Annotated in this window: 19 protein-coding genes; 16 read left to right on the top strand and 3 right to left on the bottom strand. The window is 73.7% G+C overall.

The window, feature by feature from the left end:
• Positions 1 to 177 precede the first annotated feature (177 nt).
• The 13 genes from FZ103_RS06090 (at position 178) to FZ103_RS06030 (ending at position 12,247) form a co-directional block, all read left to right on the top strand.
• Positions 178 to 1,137 carry a ParA family protein gene (locus FZ103_RS06090; RefSeq protein WP_186355888.1) on the top strand — a complete coding sequence of 320 codons (960 nt, stop codon included), beginning with the start codon at positions 178 to 180 and terminating at the stop codon, positions 1,135 to 1,137.
• Complete coding sequence (locus FZ103_RS06085; RefSeq protein ID WP_394350080.1) at positions 1,110 to 1,538, top strand: hypothetical protein; 429 nt, start codon at positions 1,110 to 1,112, stop codon at positions 1,536 to 1,538. Before FZ103_RS06090 ends, FZ103_RS06085 begins: the two co-directional genes overlap by 28 nt.
• Positions 1,539 to 1,850: 312 nt before the next feature.
• Entirely contained in the window at positions 1,851 to 2,630 is a 780-nt protein-coding gene (locus tag FZ103_RS06080) for a ScpA family protein (protein ID WP_156000003.1), read from the top strand.
• Positions 2,631 to 2,773: 143 nt separating this feature from the next.
• Positions 2,774 to 3,316 carry an SMC-Scp complex subunit ScpB gene (gene scpB / locus FZ103_RS06075; protein ID WP_156000002.1) on the top strand — a complete coding sequence of 181 codons (543 nt, stop codon included), beginning with the start codon at positions 2,774 to 2,776 and terminating at the stop codon, positions 3,314 to 3,316.
• Positions 3,300 to 4,631 (top strand): pseudouridine synthase, encoded by a 1,332-nt coding sequence (locus FZ103_RS06070; protein ID WP_186355886.1) that lies wholly within the window; start codon positions 3,300 to 3,302, stop codon positions 4,629 to 4,631. The genes scpB and FZ103_RS06070 overlap by 17 nt, the downstream gene beginning before the upstream one ends.
• An 82-nt stretch (positions 4,632 to 4,713) precedes the next feature.
• Positions 4,714 to 5,076, top strand: coding sequence for a chorismate mutase (gene aroH, locus FZ103_RS06065; protein WP_186355885.1), 363 nt, complete (start codon positions 4,714 to 4,716; stop codon positions 5,074 to 5,076).
• Between the two features lie 202 nt (positions 5,077 to 5,278).
• Positions 5,279 to 6,391, top strand: a complete 1,113-nt coding sequence (locus FZ103_RS06060; protein ID WP_186355884.1) for a prephenate dehydrogenase — start codon at positions 5,279 to 5,281, stop codon at positions 6,389 to 6,391.
• A gap of 121 nt (positions 6,392 to 6,512) precedes the next feature.
• Positions 6,513 to 7,235: a (d)CMP kinase gene (cmk, locus tag FZ103_RS06055; RefSeq protein WP_186355883.1), complete on the top strand. Its 723-nt coding sequence runs from the start codon at positions 6,513 to 6,515 to the stop codon at positions 7,233 to 7,235.
• 326 nt (positions 7,236 to 7,561) lie between these two features.
• Entirely contained in the window at positions 7,562 to 8,989 is a 1,428-nt protein-coding gene (gene der / locus FZ103_RS06050) for a ribosome biogenesis GTPase Der (protein WP_155999491.1), read from the top strand.
• A 223-nt stretch (positions 8,990 to 9,212) separates the two neighbouring features.
• Complete coding sequence (locus FZ103_RS06045) at positions 9,213 to 9,905, top strand: haloacid dehalogenase type II (protein WP_155999490.1); 693 nt, start codon at positions 9,213 to 9,215, stop codon at positions 9,903 to 9,905.
• A 307-nt stretch (positions 9,906 to 10,212) separates the two neighbouring features.
• Positions 10,213 to 11,109 (top strand): LLM class flavin-dependent oxidoreductase, encoded by an 897-nt coding sequence (locus FZ103_RS06040; protein ID WP_186355882.1) that lies wholly within the window; start codon positions 10,213 to 10,215, stop codon positions 11,107 to 11,109.
• Positions 11,110 to 11,185: 76 nt separating this feature from the next.
• Positions 11,186 to 11,491, top strand: a complete 306-nt coding sequence (locus FZ103_RS06035) for a GNAT family N-acetyltransferase (protein WP_155999489.1) — start codon at positions 11,186 to 11,188, stop codon at positions 11,489 to 11,491.
• 147 nt (positions 11,492 to 11,638) lie between these two features.
• A complete protein-coding gene (locus FZ103_RS06030; RefSeq protein WP_155999488.1) occupies positions 11,639 to 12,247 on the top strand; it encodes a cysteine hydrolase in 609 nt (202 codons plus the stop codon).
• A 948-nt stretch (positions 12,248 to 13,195) separates the two neighbouring features.
• Here the strand turns inward: FZ103_RS06030 and FZ103_RS06025 are convergent.
• Positions 13,196 to 13,879, bottom strand: coding sequence for an HAD family phosphatase (locus tag FZ103_RS06025; RefSeq protein ID WP_155999487.1), 684 nt, complete (start codon positions 13,877 to 13,879; stop codon positions 13,196 to 13,198).
• 355 nt (positions 13,880 to 14,234) lie between these two features.
• Between FZ103_RS06025 and FZ103_RS06020 the strand changes: the two genes are divergently transcribed.
• On the top strand, positions 14,235 to 14,570 hold the full coding sequence (locus FZ103_RS06020; protein WP_155999486.1) for an Lsr2 family protein: 336 nt from the start codon (positions 14,235 to 14,237) through the stop codon (positions 14,568 to 14,570).
• 87 nt (positions 14,571 to 14,657) lie between these two features.
• Here the strand turns inward: FZ103_RS06020 and FZ103_RS06015 are convergent, their stop codons facing one another.
• Positions 14,658 to 15,488, bottom strand: a complete 831-nt coding sequence (locus FZ103_RS06015; protein ID WP_155999485.1) for an SAM-dependent methyltransferase — start codon at positions 15,486 to 15,488, stop codon at positions 14,658 to 14,660.
• Positions 15,485 to 16,111: a pyridoxamine 5'-phosphate oxidase family protein gene (locus FZ103_RS06010; protein WP_343233406.1), complete on the bottom strand. Its 627-nt coding sequence runs from the start codon at positions 16,109 to 16,111 to the stop codon at positions 15,485 to 15,487. Before FZ103_RS06010 ends, FZ103_RS06015 begins: the two co-directional genes overlap by 4 nt.
• Between FZ103_RS06010 and FZ103_RS25985 the strand changes: the two genes are divergently transcribed.
• Entirely contained in the window at positions 15,992 to 16,288 is a 297-nt protein-coding gene (locus FZ103_RS25985) for a hypothetical protein (protein WP_343233438.1), read from the top strand. The two genes, FZ103_RS06010 and FZ103_RS25985, sit on opposite strands and share 120 nt — an antisense overlap.
• 155 nt (positions 16,289 to 16,443) lie before the next feature.
• Positions 16,444 to 19,524 carry a tetratricopeptide repeat protein gene (locus FZ103_RS06005; protein WP_155999484.1) on the top strand — a complete coding sequence of 1,027 codons (3,081 nt, stop codon included), beginning with the start codon at positions 16,444 to 16,446 and terminating at the stop codon, positions 19,522 to 19,524.
• The last annotated feature ends 12 nt before the right edge of the window (positions 19,525 to 19,536 follow it).

Here is a 19,536-nt window from a genome sequence, read left to right as displayed (position 1 = left end):
CCCGCCGGAGCAGCCCCGCGACCCCGTAGAGTGTCGCGTTGAACGATTGTGCGCGGACGTTCTAGAGTCGCGGCACGACGGTTCGTTGCTGTCGACATATTGAGTTTTTCCGACGGCCGGAACGCCGGCGGGCGCCGCTGCGCTCGGCGGGGCCGGTCCGTAGGGAGGTCAAGGGTTGTGAGCTGGTCGGAGTACGACGATGCGGAGCCGGGCGGCCCCATCGACGAGAACGTGCCGGACTCCCCGGCGAGCAACCCATGGGGGGAAACGCGCAGCACGGGGGCTGAACTGCAAGCGAACAGACCTAAACCGGACTATCCGGAACCCGAGCCGTTGGACAGCCACGGTCCGGCACGGATTGTAGCACTGTGTAACCAGAAGGGCGGGGTCGGTAAGACCACCACGACGATCAACCTCGGCGCCGCGATAGCCGAGTACGGCAGGCGGGTGCTGCTCGTCGACTTCGACCCCCAGGGGGCGCTGTCGGTGGGCCTGGGGCGGCTCGATCCGCGCGAGCTCGACCTGACCGTCTACAACCTGCTCATGCAGCGCGACGTCGCCGTCGAGGACGTGCTGCTCAAGACCGACATCGACGGCCTCGACCTGATACCGAGCAACATCGACCTGTCCGCGGCCGAAGTGCAGCTGGTGGGGGAGGTCGCGCGGGAGCAGATGCTCGCGCGGGCCCTGCGCCCGGTCGTCCAGGACTACGACGTCGTGCTCATCGACTGCCAGCCCTCGCTGGGGCTGCTCACGGTCAACGCGCTGACCGCGGCCGACGGGGTCATCGTGCCGCTGGAGTGCGAGTTCTTCGCGCTGCGCGGTGTCGCGCTGCTCATGGACACCATCCAGAAGGTGCAGGAGCGCCTCAACGAGGACCTGGTCATCGACGGGTTCCTGGGCACCATGTACGACCCGCGCACCCTGCACGCGCGCGAGGTGCTGGCCACCATCATCGACGGATTCGGCGACAAGGTCTACGGCACCGTCATCAACCGCACCATCCGCTTCCCCGACGCCACGGTGGCGGGCGAGCCGATAACGCGGTTCGACACCACGTCGGCCGGTGCCAACGCCTACCGAGACCTGGCGAAGGAGGTGCTGGCCCGGTGGCCAAACAGCGGTCACGGCGCGTGACCCTGCCCGGGGCCGACGAGCTGTTCTTCCGCTCCTCCGGCCCTGACGAGCCCGAACCCGAGCCCGCACACTCCACCGCGACGACAGAGCGGCCGCCCGCACCGCAGCCGGCGGCCCGGCAGAGCGCGTCCGGCGCCGCGCCGCCCGCGCAGGCGCAGCGGGGTCTGCAACCGACCCCGCCCCAGCCCAGCGGCAGGCAGCGCCACGACGAGAAGATCACCGTCTACATCTCCGCACCCGAGCTGCTCGCCTTGGAGCAGGCCCGGCTGGCGCTGCGCGGCAACCACGGGCTGGCCGCCGACCGCGGCCGGATCGTGCGCGAAGCCGTGGCGGTGCTGCTCGCCGACTTCGAGGAGCGCGGGGAGTCGAGCCTGCTCGTCCAGCGCCTGCACGACAACTGAACCGGCCGCCGCCTCGGCGGCCGCCCCGGCGGGGCCGAGTGCCACCGCAGGAGCGCGGACATCGAGCCCCCGCAGCCGGCGCGGCTGCGGGGGGCCTCGTCGCCCGACCCCGACCCCGGCCGCCGGCACGGGCGGGCGCGAAACACATTCGGCTCGCGGCCGCGCAGCGCAGGCGTGCCGCAGTAGTCTTGACCCGTTCCCAAGGCGTGTCACGAAGGGCCACCCGTGCAGATCGACGACCCCTCCGGGGAGAGTCCGCACGACCCCGGAGCGGACGGCGAGAACCCGGCCGACCAGGGGTTCCAGGTCCACCTGGACAACTTCGAGGGGCCGTTCGACCTGCTGCTGGGGCTGATCTCCAAGCACAAGCTGGATATCACCGAGGTCTCCCTGTCCAAGGTCACCGACGAGTTCATGGCCTACATCCGGGCCCACGGCGACACCTGGGACCTGGACCAGGCCAGCCACTTCCTGCTGGTCGCGGCCACGCTGCTGGATCTGAAGGCGGCCCGGCTGCTGCCGCGCGGGGAGATCGAGGACGAGGCCGACCTCGCGCTGCTGGAGGCCCGCGACCTGCTGTTCGCGCGGCTGCTGCAGTACCGCGCCTACAAGGAGGTCGCCGCCGTGCTGGCCGAGCGGCTCGCCGCCCAGGGGCGCCGCTTCCCGCGCGCGGTCCCGCTGGAGGAGCGCTTCGCCGACGCGCGCCCCGACGTCCTCATCAAGCTCGGCCCGCAGGAGTTCGCGATGCTGGCGGCGCGGGTGTTCACCCCGCGCGAGCCGCCGAGCGTCCCCGTCACCCACATCCACCAGACGCGCACCTCGGTGCGCGAGCAGGCCGACATCGTCGTGCGCGCGCTGCGGGAGAGCGGCACCCTCACCTTCACCGAGCTGACGGCCGACTGCACCGGTACCTTCGAGATCGTCGCGCGGTTTCTGGCGCTGCTGGAGCTCTACCGCGCCGGCGGCGTCGGCTTCGAGCAGCCCGAGCCGCTCGCGGAGCTGACGGTGACCTGGACCGGCAGCGCCGAGGGCGAGGTCGCCGTCTCCGACGAGTTCGACCAGGCCGAGCAGGACAGCGAGGAGGACGCGTGAACACCGCAGAACGGCCCGGGGCCGCATCCGCGACCGGAGGCGGGGCCGAGCAGGCCGAGTCGGGGGAGCGGGCGCACAGCGCGGCACCGGAGGACCGACCGCGGGCGGCCGAGACGGCCGGCGGGGGGCGGCGCGAGGCCGATATGCGCCGCGACCTGGAGGCGGTGCTGATGGTCGTCGACCAGCCGGTCGCCGAACTCGACCTCGCCCGCGCCTTCGACTCCTCGGTCGAGGAGGTCTCCGCGGTGCTGGAGGGGCTTTCCCGCGAGTACACCGAGCAGGGGCGCGGCTTCGACCTGCGCCGGGTCGCCGACGGATGGCGCTTCTACACCCGGCCGGAATGCGCGGACGTCGTCGAGCATTTCCTCAAGGAGGGCCAGGAGGTCCGGCTCACCCAGGCGGCTTTGGAGACCATGGCGGTGGTCGCCTACCGCCAGCCCGTCTCCCGCGGCCGGGTCTCGGCTGTGCGCGGTGTGAACTGCGACGGTGTTATGCGTACCCTCGTGTTGAGGGGACTCATCGAGGAGGCCGGGCAGGACCCGGAGTCGGGCGCGCACCTGTACCGCACCACCAGCTACTTCCTGGAGCGGCTCGGGCTGCGCGACCTGGACGAGCTCCCCGACCTCGCCCCTTTCCTGCCTGACGACATCGAAGGTTTTGACGACACCGGTGAACACGCCACGTAAGAACTCCCGGTCCCGCGGTGCGCGGGACTCCGACGACCGCCGCGCCGACCGCGGCCGGTCCGCCCCGCGCGGTGAGCGCGGCGACCAGGAACACCCCGACTCGACCCGGCGGCGCGGCACCGGCTCGGCTCCGCGCGGCCAGGGCAAGGGCCGCCCCTCGGCCCGCGGCGGCAGCGGCGACGCCCGGTCCCGCCAGGGCGGCGAGCGGCCGGGTCGTCAGAACCGCGGCGGCGCCAGCGGGCGCGACCCCGTGCTGCGCGCCGAGTCCAACCGCTCCCAGCGCTCCGGCGAGCGCGGCCGGCAGGACGCCGGCAAGCGCGATACCGCCCGCGACTCCCGCGGCGGGCAGCGCTCCGAGCGCCCCGACTCGCGCACCTACACCCGCCGCGAGGACCGCGGCGGGTTCCGCGCCTCCGGCCGCGGCCCCGCGCCCCGCGACTTCCGCGACAGCCGCGTCCCCCGCGGCGGCGGGCGCGCCGAGCGCGACCTCTCGCCGGCCGCCCGCTCCCGGCTCAACACGCTGCGCTCGGAGTACGACCCCGGCGACGAGGAGAGCCCCGGCGACGACCGCGACGCCTACACCGACGTCCCCGGCGGCATCCGCCTGCAGAAGGCGCTCGCCCAGGCCGGCGTGGCCAGCCGGCGCGCCAGCGAGGAGCTGATCGTGGCCGGGCGCGTCACCGTCGACGGGCACACGGTGCGCCGGTTCGGCGCCCGCGTCGACCCCGACACCTCCGAGATCCGGGTCGACGGCATGCGCGTCGTCGTCTCGCCGGACCGGCTCTACTACGCGCTGCACAAGCCCCGCGGGGTCGTCAGCACGATGTCGGACCCCGAGGGCCGCCCCACGCTCGCCGACTACACCGGCAACACCGAGGAGCGCCTGTTCCACGTCGGCCGCCTCGACACCGAGACCGAGGGCCTGATCCTGCTCACCAACGACGGCGAGCTGGCCAACCGGCTGACCCACCCCCGCTACCAGGTCGTCAAGACCTACGTCGCCAAGGTGCCGGGCCCCGTCCCCCGCGAGGTCGCCCGCCAGATCCGCGCAGGCGTCGAGCTGGACGACGGCCCGGTGGAGGTGGACTCCTTCCGGATCGTCGAGAACGGCGAGCCACAGGCGCTGGTCGAGATCGAGCTGCACGAAGGGCGCAAGCACATCGTGCGCCGGCTGCTGGACGCCGTGGGCCACCCGGTGAAGGACCTTGCGCGCACCCGGATCGGCCCGATCGGCATCAAGACCCTCAAACCGGGCACGATGCGCGCACTGACGGCCGCGGAGGTCAGCGAGCTCTACACTGCCGCGGGAATGTAACCGGCGACGCGGCTCACCGCCGCCGGCGGCACGTGCCGCCGGCGGCGGACCCCAACACGACGCGGAGAAGGACGGGCGAGAAGTGGCAGTACGAGCGATCCGGGGTGCGGTGCAGGTCGAGGCCGACGAGCGCGACGCCATCCTGGAGGCCACCGCCGACCTCGTGTCGGAGGTCCTCCGGCGCAACGAGCTGACCACCGACGACGTGATCAGCGTGCTGTTCACGGCCACGCCCGACCTCAACGCCGAGTTCCCCGCCCTGGCCGCGCGCAAGCTCGGGTTCACCGAGGTTCCGCTGATGTGCGCGACCGAGATCGCCGTACCGCGCGCCCTGCCCCGCGTCGTCCGCCTGATGGCCCACATCGAGACCGACAGGCCCCGCGCCGAGCTGCACCACGTCTACCTCCGCGGTGCCCAGGCGCTGCGGCTGGACATCGCGCAGTAGGCCGACGGGGGCGGGCTCCCGACTCGCCGCGTTCAAGGACGGAGGGCGCCGCTTCCAGGAACCCGCCGGGTACCGCCTGGGGCGACCGACTTCTTGGACTCGACGTAGGCTGGTGGGATACCCGGGGGGCGCGTGCGGCGCAGGGCGATACCGCCGACGCCGCCGACCCGGGCGAAAGGCCGGAAGCGGACCAGGGAGCGACGTGGGCGGGATCGAACGCGCGGTGATCGTCGGCGCCGGGCTGATCGGCACCTCGATCGCACTGGCCCTGCGCGAACACGGCATCGGTGTCGCGCTCAGCGATCCCGATGCCGCGGCCTTGCGCCTGGCCTGCGAACTGGGCGCCGGGACCCCGCTGGACGAGGACGCCGCCTCCGCCCGGCCGGCCGACATCGCCGTCATCGCAGCGCCGCCCTCCGCCGTGCCGGCGGTCCTGCGCAGCGCCCAGGACCGCAGCCTGGCCCAGGTCTACACCGACGCCGCGAGCGTCAAGGACGGCGTGGTGGCCGCGGCCGAGAGCGCCGGCTGCGATATGGCCACCTTCGTCCCCGGCCACCCGATGGGCGGAGGAGAGCGCAGCGGTCCCAGCGCCGCCCGCTCCGACCTGTTCCTCGGGCGCTCCTGGGCGCTGTGCCCCACCGGCAAGGCCGATCCCGGAGCGATCGCCGCGGTACGCGAGCTGATCCGGCTCTGCGGCGCCGAACCCGTGCTCATCGGCGCCGCCGCCCACGACCGCGCCGTCGCCCTGGTCTCCCACGCCCCGCACGTGGCGGCGGCCGCCGTGGCCGCCCGCCTGCTGGAGGGCGACGAGACCGCGCTGTCGCTGGCCGGGCAGGGGGTGCGCGACGTCACCCGCATCGCCGGCGGCGACCCCCGGCTGTGGTGGGAGATCCTCAGCCACAACAGCGGCCCCGTCGCCGATGTGCTGGAGGCCGTCGCCGCCGACCTCGCCGCCTCGGCCGCGGCGCTGCGCGAAACCCGCGCCGACGGCGCTGCGCGGGCCGCCGGCGAGGCGCCGGAGGAGGTCCGCGGCCTGTTGGAGCGCGGTGTAAGCGGCCGCGGGCGCGTTCCCGGCAAGCACGGGGGCGGCCGCGCCCCCGAGTACGCGGTCGTGCCGGTGCTCATCCCCGACGAACCCAACTCGCTGGGCCGGCTGTTCCTCGCCGCCGGCGAGGCCGGAGTCAACATCGAGGACGTACGCCTGGACCACTCCTACGGCCTGCCGCTGGGTGTGGCCCAACTCTCCGTGGTGCCCGAGGCCGCGGAGCGCCTCGCCCGCGTACTCCGCGAGCGGGGGTACTCCGTGCACGCCTGAGCGGATCCGTCCGGCGGTCCGCCCGTGCCGGGCGGCCGGGCGGTGCCGAAGGGGCGGCGGCGCCTGTAGGCTGAGCCGTTGAGATGAGATGGACGCAGTACACCCCGGAGGAGAGCACCACGTGAGCGCGCAGGGCAGCGCCGAGGGCGTCGTCGTCGCCATCGACGGACCCTCGGGGTCGGGCAAGTCCAGCACGGCCAGGGGCGTGGCATCGGCGCGCGGTCTGCGGTACCTCGACACCGGGGCGATGTACCGGGCGATGACCTGGTGGATGCAGCACCATCGGATCGACATCGGCGACGCGGCGGCGGTCGCGGAGGCCGCCGGGCGCCCGGACATCACCATGGGCACCGACCCTGCCGCACCCACGGTCCGCGTGGACGGCACCGACGTCGCCCGTGAAATCCGCACACAGCAGGTCACCGCGCAGGTCAGCGCCGTCAGCGCCGTGCCGGCGGTGCGCGAGCGCCTGGTGGCGATGCAGCGCGAGATCATCGCGCAGGCCCGCCGCAGCGGAGGAATCGTCGTCGAGGGGCGCGACATCACCACCGTCGTGGCCCCCGACGCCCCGGTCAAGCTCTACCTGACCGCCAGCGCCGAGGCGCGGGCGCACCGGCGCAGCGGTGAGCTGAGCGGCAGCGACGTGGCCGCCATCCAGGCCGATCTCGCCCGGCGCGACCTGCTCGACTCCAGCCGCGAGGACTCGCCGCTGACCCGGACCGCCGACGCCCTCGAACTGGAGACGACCGGCCTGGGGCTCGACGAGGTGATCGCGCTGGTGGTCGAACTGACCGACCGGGCCGCCGCGGCGGCCGGCGAGGCCGAGAGGTCCGCCGCCTCCTAGGGGCGGGCCGGCGGTGATCCGGGGGCGCCACGTGCTCCCGGCAGCGCCGATCCCGCAGCAGGCGCCGCTGGCGGCGTGCCGCGGCGGCAACCGCGGGATCGGCGGGAACGCGGACCGGTGAAGGTCTGCCGCCACAGCAGCAGGCGCCGCCCCGGCGCCGGATCGGGCGCCGGGTAGCCGCCGGTCGGCGGCGCGGCCCAACGGGCCGTCGGACACCGTGTCCGGCGGCCGACAATTCCGCCGTGCCCGAAGCGGGCGCGGCCCGTCATTCCGCTCCACGGCACGCGATCCTGGGCGCGTGGGGCGGCGAAACCGGGAGTAGCGCAATGAGTGAGCACAACCCCGCCCTCGACGGCCCGCCCGACGGCGCCGACGAGGAGGTCGAGGTCAAGCCCGTGGTCGCCGTCGTCGGGCGGCCCAACGTCGGCAAGTCGTCCCTGGTGAACCGGGTTCTCGGGCGCCGCGAAGCGGTGGTCGAGGACGTCCCCGGCGTCACCCGCGACCGCGTCGCCTACGACGCGTCCTGGCAGTCCCGCGAGTTCACCCTGGTCGACACCGGCGGCTGGGAGACGGGCGCCTCCGGCCTGGCCGGAATGGTCGCCCGCCAGGCGGAGTACGCGGCGCGCGCCGCCGACGCCATCCTGTTCGTCGTCGACGCCACCGTGGGCATCTCCGACGCCGACGAGGCGGTCGCCCGGGTGCTGCGCCGGTCCGGCAAGCCGGTCGTGCTCGCCGCCAACAAGGTCGACGGCGAACTGCAGGAAGCCGACGCCATGGAGCTGTGGAACCTCGGCATCGGCGAGCCGTTCCCCGTCAGCGCGCTGCACGGGCGCGGCACCGGCGACATGCTCGACGCGGTGACCGCGGCCCTGCCCGAGGCGCCGCCTGAGCGCGAGGAGGAGGGCGAGGACGAACCGCGCCGGATCGCCCTGGTGGGGCGGCCCAACGTCGGCAAGTCCAGCCTGCTCAACCGGATCGCCGGGGAGGACCGGGTGGTCGTGGACGCGGTGGCGGGCACCACCCGCGACGCCGTCGACGAGGTCGTCGAGCTGGGCGGGCGGCCGTGGACCTTCATCGACACCGCCGGCATCCGCCGCCGGTTCCGCGCGCTGCAGGGAGCCGACTACTACGCCACCGTGCGCACCTCGACGGCGCTGTCGCGGGCCGAGGTCGCGGTGGTGCTGATGGACGTCAGCGAGCCGCTCGCCGAGCAGGACATCCGCGTGGTCGAGCAGGTCGTGGAGGCCGGCCGCGCTCTGGTGCTGGCGTTCAACAAGTGGGACAGCCTGGATGAGGACCGGCGCTACTACCTGGAGAAGGAGATCGACCGCCAGCTCTCCCGGGTCTGGTGGGCGCCGCGCGTGAACATCTCCGCCCGGACCGGCCGGCACGTGGAGCGCCTCGTTCCCGCCCTGGAGACGAGCCTGGCCGGCTGGGACACCCGCATCCCCACCGGCAGGCTCAACAGCTGGCTCAAGGAGCTGGTGGCGGCGACCCCGCCGCCGGTGCGCGGCGGCAAGCAGCCCAAGATCCTCTTCGCGACCCAGGCCGACGCCCGGCCCCCGCAGTTCGTGCTGTTCACGACCGGGTTCCTGGAGGACAACTACCGCCGCTTCATCGAGCGCCGCCTGCGCGAGGACTTCGGCTTCGAGGGCAGCCCGATCAAGCTGACGATGCGCATCAGGGAGAAGCAGGGCAAGGGCGGCGGCCGCAAGGCCTCGCGCGGCAGCACCCGCCCCGACTGGCGCCGCTGAGGCACCGGGGCCGGTGCCGCGGATCGGTCCCGGCCCCGGCCCCGAGTTCACGGTCCCGGGCTTCCGCCGGCCGCGCGCGGTGCGGTGCCTGCACCGCGCCGATCCGGGCAACGGTCGGATGACGGGGCGGCTGTAGTCTGCATCCGGTAAGCGCCCCGTGGATCACGCAGCCATCGCCCCGTGCACACGGGAGCGGCCACGCGGGCAGGGAGAGCGGAGCAGCATGCCCTCACACGCCGACATCGACCTCGTCGTGTTCGACATCCTGGGAACCCTCGTCAACGAGCCCGGCGGACTGCACGCCGCCATCGGGGACCTGGCTCCCTGCTCCGGCCCCGAACGCATCGACGACCTGGTCGCGATGTGGCAGAGCCACGTCGCCGAGCAGCAGCAGCGGATGATCGACGGGCGGCGCCCCTACGCCGACAGCGACGTCCTCGACCGCGAGGCGGCACAGGTCGTGGCGGCCGAGTGCGGCGTGACCGACCCCGCGGCCGTCGACCGGCTCGCCACCGCCGAAAGGCGGCTCGATCCCTGGCCCGACACGGTCGGCTCCCTCGAACGGCTCGCGCGGCACCTCCCGCTGGTCGGCCTGTCCAACGCGAGCCGGGCGACGCTGGTGCACCTCAGCGCCCGCGCCGGACTGCGATGGCACTACGTGCTCTCGGCGCAGGACGCGCGCAGCTACAAACCGGCCTCCGACGTCTACCGGCTCGCCGCCGGCCTGGCCGCCGGTGCGCCCGAGCGCGTCCTCATGGTCGCCGCCCACGCCTGGGACCTGCGGGGCGCGCAAGCCCTGGGCCTGCGCACCGCCTATGTCCAGCGGCCGGTCGGCGACCCGCCTCGTGACGCCGACTCGTTCGACTTCCACACCACCGGCCTCGCCGACCTGGTGACCGCGCTGCTGGCCGACTGAGCCCGATAGTCGCCGTAACCCCACCGATTCCGTCCCTTCCGGGAACCTGTATGCATACGTATCGTTTTTCCGGGAAGTAATACATTGCTCCCAGCGCACCCCGCTTCGGTGGTGCCGTGCGCGGGAGCCGGCCCCAAAGGAGGGGTGGGGTCGGCAGGAGGCGCCGCTTCGGCGGCGCCTCCTTTTCCTGGCCCGGCGCCGGCTCGGCGACGCCCGGCGCGCGTCTCTCCCGCCGCGTGCCGCGGACTGGCAGACTCGGCGGTGCGGCACATTCGTGTCCCGTACACCCCTATGAGGGAGGAAGCCGGTGCCCGACTACGGCAATCCGCTGCGCTTCGGAGCCTTCCCCGCGCCCGACGCCGCCGCTCTCGACGAGACGCTGGCGATCGCCCGGGCCGCGGAACGCGGCGGGCTGGACCTCATCGGCATCCAGGACCACCCCTACCAGCGGCGCCACCTCGACACCTGGACGCTCATGGCCACGATCCTGGCCCGGACCGAGCGCGTCACCGTCTTCCCCGACGTCGCCAACCTCCCCCTCCGCCCGCCCGCCGTGATGGCCAAGGCCGCGGCGAGCCTCGACGTCGTCTCCGGCGGCCGCTTCGAGCTGGGACTGGGCGCCGGGGCCTTCTGGCAGGCCGTCAGCGCGATGGGCGGCCCCTCCCGCACGCCGCCGGAGGCGGCGGGTGCGCTTGAGGAGGCGGTCGAGGTCGTGCGGCTGATGTGGTCCGACCGCAGCTCGGTGCGCTTCGACGGCCGCCACTACCGCCTCGCCGGAGTCAAACCCGGCCCCCGGCCGGTGCACGACATGGGGATCTGGCTGGGCGTCGGCGGCCCGCGCCTGCTCGCCGCCGTCGGCAGACTGGCCGACGGCTGGATCCCCTCCAACACCTACTTCCCGCCGGAGAAGCTGCCCGCCATGAGCGAGCGGATCGACGCCGCGGCCCGCGACGCCGGCCGCGACCCGGCGCGCATCCGGCGGCTCTACAACGTCATGGGCACCGTCGACGGCAGCGGCGACGCCCCGCTGCAGGGCCCGCCCCGGGCCTGGGTGGAGGAGCTGTCCCGACTCGCCGTCGAGGTCGGCATGGACACCTTCGTCTTCGCCCCCGAAGACGGGAGCCTGGCCCAGGTGGAGCGCTTCGCCGCCGAGATCGCGCCCGCCGTCCGCGAGGAGGTTGCCCGCCTGCGGGGACGCGGGTAGGGGCCCTGACAGAGATCGGCACGGGGCGCCGGGCCCCGTCCGCGAGCATCGGCCGGAGAACGAGGAGCCAGGTCCCATGGACATCGAGGTCGCCGACGCCCCCGAGCGCAAGCGCTATGAAGCACGCACCGGCGGCGCCGTCGCCGGATTCGCGGAGTACCAGCTGACCGACCAGCTCGCCGTGTTCACTCACACCGAGGTCGACCCCGCCTACGAGGGCCAAGGCGTCGGCGGCGCCCTGGTGCGCGGCGCACTCGACGACGTCCGCACCCGCGGCCTGGCGGTGCTGCCGGTGTGCCCGTTCGTCAAGAGCTGGATCCAGCGCCACCCCGACTACGCCGACCTCGTCTACCAGAGCGGGCCCGGCGACCAGGGCGACTGACAGCCGGCGGCGGGGCGCCTTCCGCCGGGCGGGGCGCCGCCGGTTCCCGGCCCGCCCGGGCCCCACGGCTGCGCCGCTGCGCTCCCGCCGCCGGGGCACCCGGACCCGCCGCGGAACGCCGAGTGCGCCCATGGCATGATCGTCGTCATGGCCTCGACCGTAGCGGCGGAGCGCACCGCCGTCCTGGCGCTGCACTGGCAGGTGAACACCGTGCGCCCGGAGGGCTTCTTCGGCGGCATGCTCAGCGAGCCCGTGCGCGCCAGCGGCGTCATCGGGCGCGCGGCGGGCTTTCATGCCGCGGCCCGCGCGGCCGGTGTGCCCGTCGTGTTCACCCGGTTCACGATTCCCGAAGGCGAAGGCGACCTGGTCCGCAACACCGGATTCATGAACGCCGTCGGCGAGGCCCAGGAGTGCTTCCGCCCTGACGCCCCCGCGACCGCCCTCATCCCGGAGATGGCCGAGCTGGGCGAGCGCGACTTCGTCGTCGACAATCAGCGGCTGTCGGGACTGGCGAGCGGGCTTCCCGCGCGCCTGGCCGCACTGGGCGTCGACACCCTGCTGGTGACCGGCGTGGCCACGAACCTCACCGTCGAGCAGACGGCGCGCCACGGCACCGACCTGGGCTTCACCGTGCACCCGGTGTCCGACTGCGTCGCCGCGGCCGAGACCGCGGTGCACGAGGCGTCCCTGGCGAACCTGGAGTTGACCACCGCCGGCTGCCTCACCGCCCGACAGGTCCTCGACCGCCTGGCGTGAGGTGCTTTCCCGCGGGCCTGCGGGGTCCTTGGGTCGCGGTTAAGAACAGCAAGGGCGCCGGTTTCCAGGAACTCACCGGGTACCACCGGGGGTGGCCGCCATCGGGGTTGCGGCAATGGGCGCGTCTCGCGTAGCGCGGCCCGCCCGTCAGCCCGCCGCCACCCCAACGGTGGCGCTTCGCATCGCAGTTCTTCTTTCCGTCGAGCGCACGCGCAACTTGCCGGCCGGAGCCGTGCCACCGGTGGCGGGCCGTCGACGCGAAGGTGCACCGCCGCTCGGCGGCAAGCCGGCGTCAGCGCTTCGCGCGATCCAGCCCCATTGCCGCAGCCTCGTGTGGTGACCGACCACTCAAACTGGACGTCGGCGTGTCCAAGGACAGCAAGGGCGCCGCTTGCCAGGAACCCACCGGGGTCCACCCGGGGCGGCCACCGTCGAGGTTGCGGCAATGGGCGCGTCTCGCGTAGCGCGGCCCGCCCGTCAGCCCGCCACCACCCCAACGGAGACGCTTCGCGTCGCAGTTCTTCTTTCCGCCGAGCGCACGCAGTTCTTCCCAGGTGGAGCCGCGCCGCCGGTGGCGGGTGACGGGCGGGCGCTTCGCGGGATCCAGCCCCATTGCCGCAGCCTCGTGTGGTGACCGACCACTCAAACTGGACGTCGGCGTGTCCAAGGACAGCAAGGGCGCCGCTTGCCAGGAACCCACCGGGTACCACCTGGGGCGGCCACCGTCGAGGTTGCGGCAATGGGCGCGTCTCGCGAAGCGCGGTCGCAGCTTGCCGCCGAGCGCACGCAGTTCTTCCCAGGTGGAGCCGCGCCGCCGGTGGCGGGTGACGGGCGGGCGCTTCGCGGGATCCAGCCCCATTGCCGCAACCTCTGTGGTGACCGACTTCTCAAACACGACGTAGGCGCACCCCTCCGACCCGCTCGTGAGCACGCTGCGCGCCGCCCGCCTCAGTGCGCGCCGCCCGTGCCGACCGGCAGCACCTCGGTGAGCGCCGCCAGTTGCACGCGTCCCGGCCCTCTGGCGCCCGCGAGGGCGCCCGGCGCCAGCAGCACCCTGCACCCCGCCCGCTCGGCGGCCAGGGCGCCGCTGGGGGAGTCCTCCACCGCCCACGCCTGCGCCGCGTCCGCCTCCAGCAGCTTGGCGGCCAGCAGGTAGGGCTCGGGGTCGGGCTTGCGGCAGGCGACGTCCTCGGCGGTGACCACCGCGTCGAACACGTCCGCGCCCAGCGCGGCTAGGGATATCTCGGCGATGCGCCGCGGCGAGGAGGTGACCAGGGCCAGCGGGATCCCTGCCGCGCGCAGGCCCAGCACCGCCTCTACCGCCCCCTCCAGCACGGGCACCTGCGCCTCCAGCAGCCCGGCCACGCGCGCGATGACGCGGTCGCCCAGCGCCGCCAGTTCGGCGTCGGTGGCGGCGGTGCCGGTGTGGGCGCACAGCAGCCGCATCGTCGTCCGGTCGTCGGTGCCGGTGATGGCCTCGCGCACCTCCGGGGTGAGCGGGCGGCCCAGCTCCGCGGCCACCTCGTCCAGGGCGACGCCCCACAGCGGCTCGGAGTCCACCAGGGTGCCGTCCATGTCCCACAGCACCGCACCCGGTCGCGGAGCACCGGTCAGCTCGGACGTCAACGCCATTCCTCCCCCATCAGCGCGCCGCTCGGCGGCGCGGTCGTCCCTGCCCGGCGCGGGGCGGTCCGCGCTGCCGGGTTCGGCACCAGCATCGCATCCGCCGCGGCGCGCCCGGCGGGCGCCTCCTGCCGCGGCAGGAGGCCGCTCCGGGCACAGGCATCGGCGGCTCCCGCGGGCCGGGCCCCGCCCTGCAGGATAGGGCCCGGCCCCAGTGCCGCCGCCCCGCCGCGGAATACCCGAAAAGCGCGGGGGAAACAAAGGTAAAGTTCTCCCCCTGTTTGGATTTTCTTCGGTTATTTCCTATAGTGGATCGCGAAGACGCGAATCCCGCAGCGCTGATTGAGAAGATCGAGGTAACGGCATGTCTCGGAAGGTTGAGGTCCTGCTCGTCGACGACCTGGAGGGCGGCCCCGCCGACGAGTCGGTCGAGTTCGGTATCGACGGGAAGAGCTACCAGATCGATCTCAGTTCCGCCAACGCCAAAAAGCTCCGCGAAACCCTGTCCCCGTATTTGAGCGGAGCGCGCAAGGTCCCGCAGGCGGGACGCAAGGGCCAGGGGCGCAAGAAAAGCTCCGGAGGAAGCAGTCGGCGGGCTGCCGAGATCCGGTCCTGGGCCAAGCAGGCCGGCAAGTCGGTAAACGACCGCGGGCGCATTCCCGCTGAGATCGTGGCTGAATACGAGGCCGCTCACCGCTGAAGCCGAATACGGCCGCTCACACTCCGAGCGGAGGCGATGACGCGAAGTCTGCGGAGGCGGGCCGACGGCGCCCGCCTCCGCCTTCTTTCAGTTCTTCTTGAGTCCGATTCCGGCCATCCCCAACTGCTCGCCGGGCGCCAGGTTGTTGGCGTCGATCAGTTCGTCGGGGCGCCACAGCGCGGTGTAGGTCACGCCCGGTTCGACGAGTTCGAAATCACCGAAGTGGTACTCGATCTCCTCGGGGGTGCGCGCCCAGCCCTCTTCCAGGCTCTCCCGCGTGATGCGCGCCAGCTCCTGCTGGGCGGGCAGTCCGGTGTCCACCAGCGAGGTGATGAACAGGTAGCTGCCCGGTGCGAGGGCGTCGCGGTAGGCGCTGACCACCTCGTCGGCGATGTCGGGCGACAGGTAGTGCAGCATCCCCACGAGCATCAGCGCAACGGGCCGGTCGAAGTCCAGCAGCCCCCGGGCTTCGGGGTGGCCCAGCACGGCCGCGGGGTCGCGCACGTCGCCGGTGAAGACCTTGGTGTTGTCGTTCTCGGCGAGGATGGCCTGCCCGTGCACGGTGACCAGCGGGTCGATGTCGACGTAGACGACCTTGGCGTCGGGGTTGTGCGCCTGGGCGACCTCGTGGGTGTTCTGCACGGTGGGCAGGCCGCTGCCCAGGTCGAGGAACTGGTCGATGCCCGCCTCGGCCGCCAGGAAGCGCACGCCCCGCACCAGCACCTTGCGGTTCTCCCAGGCCGACTCCTTGAGGCCGGGGATGTTCTCGGTGGCGAAGGCCGCCAGCTCCCGGTCGGCCGCGTAGTTGTCCTTGCCCCCGAGCAGCGCGTCATAGGCCCGCGCGATCGTCGGCTTGCTGAAGTCCATGCTCGGCGGCGGCCACTGCGCGCCCGGCACGTCGTCGCTGTGCTCGGTCATGATCGGAGTCCTCTTCGACCATAGGGGGAAGGATTTCCGATCATCGTAGGCCAACCGCACGCGGATCCGCGTGCAGGGAGGGGCTCTGGCTGCGGACCCGCGCGGTCGTCGGCGGGTGTCAGGGGGTGCGGGGCGGCGGCAGCGCGGGCAGCCCGTCGATGGTGGCGCCGTTGAACTCCTTGCCGGCGCAGTACTCGGCGAACTCCGCCTCGGACTTGCGACCGAAGAGGTCGGAGCGCAGCGTGCGCTCGGCGCGGCAGTCCATCGGCGGCACCGCGTAGCGGCAGGAGTCGCTGATGCGCTCGGCCGCGACCAACGACCACCGCGCGCACCCCGGGAGCGTCGGCACCGCCGGATGCGGGGATCAGGCCGGCGAAACCGGGGTCGTCGCGGAAGACGGGGCGCCCGCGCCCGTGCACGCGCAGGACCTTGGGCGGGCCGGAGAACGCCCACCACATGAGCGTGATCCGGCCGTTCTCGCGCAGGTGGGCGAGAGTCTCGGCGTGGCTGCCGCCGAAGTCCAGGTAGGCCACGGTGTGCTCGTCCAGTACGGCGAGCGAGTCGAAGCGGCCCTTGGGGGAGAGGTTGACGTGTCCGCTTCCGGTCAGCGGCGCCGTCGCCACGAAGAAGACCGGCTGCTCGTCGATGAAGTGGTGGAGGCGTTCGTCGATCCGGTCGTAGACCTTGCCCGTTCCGGCTCCATCTTCCCATATTCTGAGACGAAGATCCCATTCACCGAGAAACCCTGGACGTCGAGGGAAGGGGCGGGCAAGCCGGTTCCACAGCGGCGGCGGAGTTGAAGCGTCGGTGAATTCCCCTTTCCCGGGCCCCTAAGCGGCTGGACAGTCGGCGCCTCCGGGCCAAAACTTGGTTTCCCCCGTCGGCGGGGCGCCCGCCGTTCCACGACTCGGCACCGGCGCCCGCCACCAAGCGAACAGGAGCACGAAGGTCCCCGATGCCGGACAACACGAGGTCGGCGGAGGCGGGCCGAGGCGCGCTCCGGCTGCGCTGGCGGCTGATCCTCCTGCTGGTCGCCATCGGCGCCTGCGCCGGAGCCCTGGCGGTCATCGGCGACGTCTTCCCCCATGCGCCCATGGTCACGGTGCTCTCCGGCGGCGCCGCCTCGGGCGTGCTCGGCACCGTCGGCGAACTCCTGCGGATGCGCCGCGAACGCCTCGACGCCGCCGAGGCGCGCCCCCAACCCCTGTCTCCCGCCGCCGCAGCGGCGGCCCGGCAGCAGGACGTGGAATTCGACAGCCCCGTGTTCGTCGGGCGCGAGGACGCCCTGGAGGACATCCTGCGCCGGTTCGGGCCGCCGGTGCGCCAGGGCGCCCGCCGCCGGTTCGGGCGCCGCCGCGCCGCCGCCGGCGACGCGCGCTCGGGCCCGCTGGTGGTCGCCGTCACCGGCGAGCCGGGCATCGGCAAATCCGAACTGGCCTCCCAGGTCGCCAAACGGGTCCAGCACCGCTTCCCCGACGGCCGGCTGCGCTGCGACCTGTTCGGCGCCCCCGCCGGCACCGCCCGCGCCCCCCGCCGGCCCGAACGCGTCCTGGCCGAACTCCTGCGCAGCATCGACGCGGCTCCGCAGCGCGACGACATCCCGCTGGCCGCGCTGCGCCGCACCTGGCGCACGCTGACCCGCGGACGCCGGCTCCTGCTCATCCTCGACGACGCCGAGGACTTCGACCAGGTCGAGCCGCTGCTGCCCGGCGGCGACGGCTGCGCCGTGCTCATCACCAGCACCAACGCCCTCTCCGACGCCCGCATGTACGTGCACCGCCACCCCCTGGGCCCACTCTCGGTGCAGGCGGGCGTGCGGCTGCTGGCCCACCCCCCGGGAGCCGGCCCCGCCGAAGCGCCGCCAGGCCCGTCGGCTGACCTGGCCGAGATCGCCCGCGAGTGCGGAGGGCGCCCGCTCTCCCTGGCCCTGTGCCGAGGAGTCCTGCACAACGGGGTGAGCACCCGGCAGTTGCTGCAGGAGCTGCGCCAGGACGGCGGCGAGAACCTGTTCACCGACCACAGCGTCGCCACCGCCTTCCGCATCCTCTTCCGGGAGCGGCCCGCCGACGAGCAGCTGCTGCTGGGCCGCCTGGCCAAGAGCGGCCTGACCTCCATCGCGCCGTGGGCGGCGGCGGCGCTGCTGCGCAGGCCCGTCCCCGAGGCCGGGCGGCTGCTGGAGGAACTGCGCAACCGCCACCTGCTGCGCCGGGCGCCCAGCGCCCACGGCTCCCTGCGCTACCAGCCCGTCAAGGAGCTGAACTCCATCCTGCGGCGCAGCACCTCCCGCGAGCTGGGGGTGGCCGCGCTGGAGCGGCCGCGCTGGTCGGGCCCCGCCACAGTGCGGGCGATCGACCGGCTCCTGGCCGCATACGCCTGGCTCGCCGAACGCAGCGCGATCGGGCGCGCCCCCCGCGAATGGGGCTTCACCCAACCGCGCCTGCCGGCCCCCGAGCCCGACCCCCGGTTGGGGCTGGCGCCCAGCGAGCGCCCCGCCGACTGGTTCACCGACGAGCGCCAGCAGATCCAGGCGTGCCTGAAGCTGACCCACAGCGGCGCCCCGCTGGCCGTCGAGTGGCGGCTGCAGCGCGCCCTGGCCGCGCACTGCCGCGCCGGACGCGTCTACTGGGCCGACTGGCGCGCCGCACTGGAGCGGACCTCGCAGCTGGCGCAGCGGATGAACAGCTCCGCGGCCTACGGGATCTCCCTGCTAGAGCGCGCGGAACTGGCCGGCAACGAGGGCCACCACGGCCGTGCGGTCGAGCTGGCCCGGGAGGCGCGCTCGGTGCTGGCGGGCGGCGACGAGCGCTGGGAGGCGCGGGCGGCCCGGGCGATCGGGGTCAACCTCTACCGGATGGGCGACAGGGACAAGGGGGAAGGCGAGCTGCGTGCCGCCGAGGACTCCTTCGCCCGCCGCGGCGAGCGCTGGTGGCGCGCACGCACCCGCTGCAACCTCGGCGAACTCCACCGGTTCCGCGGCGACTACGAGCAGGCCCACCGGCTGCTGGCCGAGGCGCGCGCCGAGTTCGCCGATCTCGGCGATCCCGAGCAGGCGGCAAAGGCCGGCCTGCTGCTGGGCGAGGTGCGCGGCCACATGCGCCGCGACCTGGAAGCATGGCTGACCCTGCGCGGCGTGCTGGAGGAGCTGGAGCACGCCTCGGGCGGATCCTGGTACCGCGCCCGGTGCCTGCGCTCCATGGGCCGGCTGGACAACGCGCGGCTGTGGCTGCAGTACGACGACTGCGACATGGTGCTGGCCCCCGAGCGGCAGCAGGAGCGCACGCAGAGCCTGCGCGACTTCGTTTTCCGCGGAGTCCTGGGCGACTACAGCGACCGGGCGGCGGTCGCCGCGCTCGTCGCCCAATGGCGCCGGATCCACCGGGACCGGGTGCGCCGCAACCTCGGCGACGACCACTGGCCCGGATGTACCGCGGGCTGGGAGGGCGGCGGCCTGCCGCGCTGGGACGGCGCCGGCGCCCGCAGGCTGCGCGCCGACCAGAGCGGCTGGAACGACCGGGCCGGCGTCGCGCGCGTGGAGGAGGCCCATCGGCTGCTGGAGGCGGCCGGCGACACCTGGGGCAGCTACCGAACCCTGCTGATCCTCGGGGAGCTGCGGATGCGCACCGACGTGCAGGCCGGCCTGCGCGACATGGACGAGGCCGCCGCCGGGTTCGCCCGCCTGGGCCACCGCTGGTGGCAGGCCCGCGCCTGGCGCCACTCCGCGGAGGCGCTGTACCGCCAGAAGCACTACCGGCAGGCCAAGGACAAGGCACGGCTGGCCAAGGAGGGCTACCAGGGGCTGAGCAACCTCTCCGGCCGGCTGCGCGCCCAGGTGCTGCTGGGCTGGACGCTGTCGGCCCTGGGGGAGGACCGCGCGGCCCTGGACGAGCTGAACGAGGCGCGGGCGGATGCGCTGCGCGGCCACGAGCAGGGGATCGTGCCCGCGGCCCTGCTGCACGACGTCGAGGACGCGCGCACCCACGTCGTCGGCGAGGACCTCCACGACCTTCACGTGGGGCCGGCCGCGGCGCGGGGGTAGCGTGCCGCCGCC

Source organism: Streptomonospora sp. PA3 (genome assembly GCF_009728995.1).
Classification (GTDB): domain Bacteria; phylum Actinomycetota; class Actinomycetes; order Streptosporangiales; family Streptosporangiaceae; genus Streptomonospora.
This window is presented reverse-complemented; position numbering and strand designations above follow the sequence as displayed.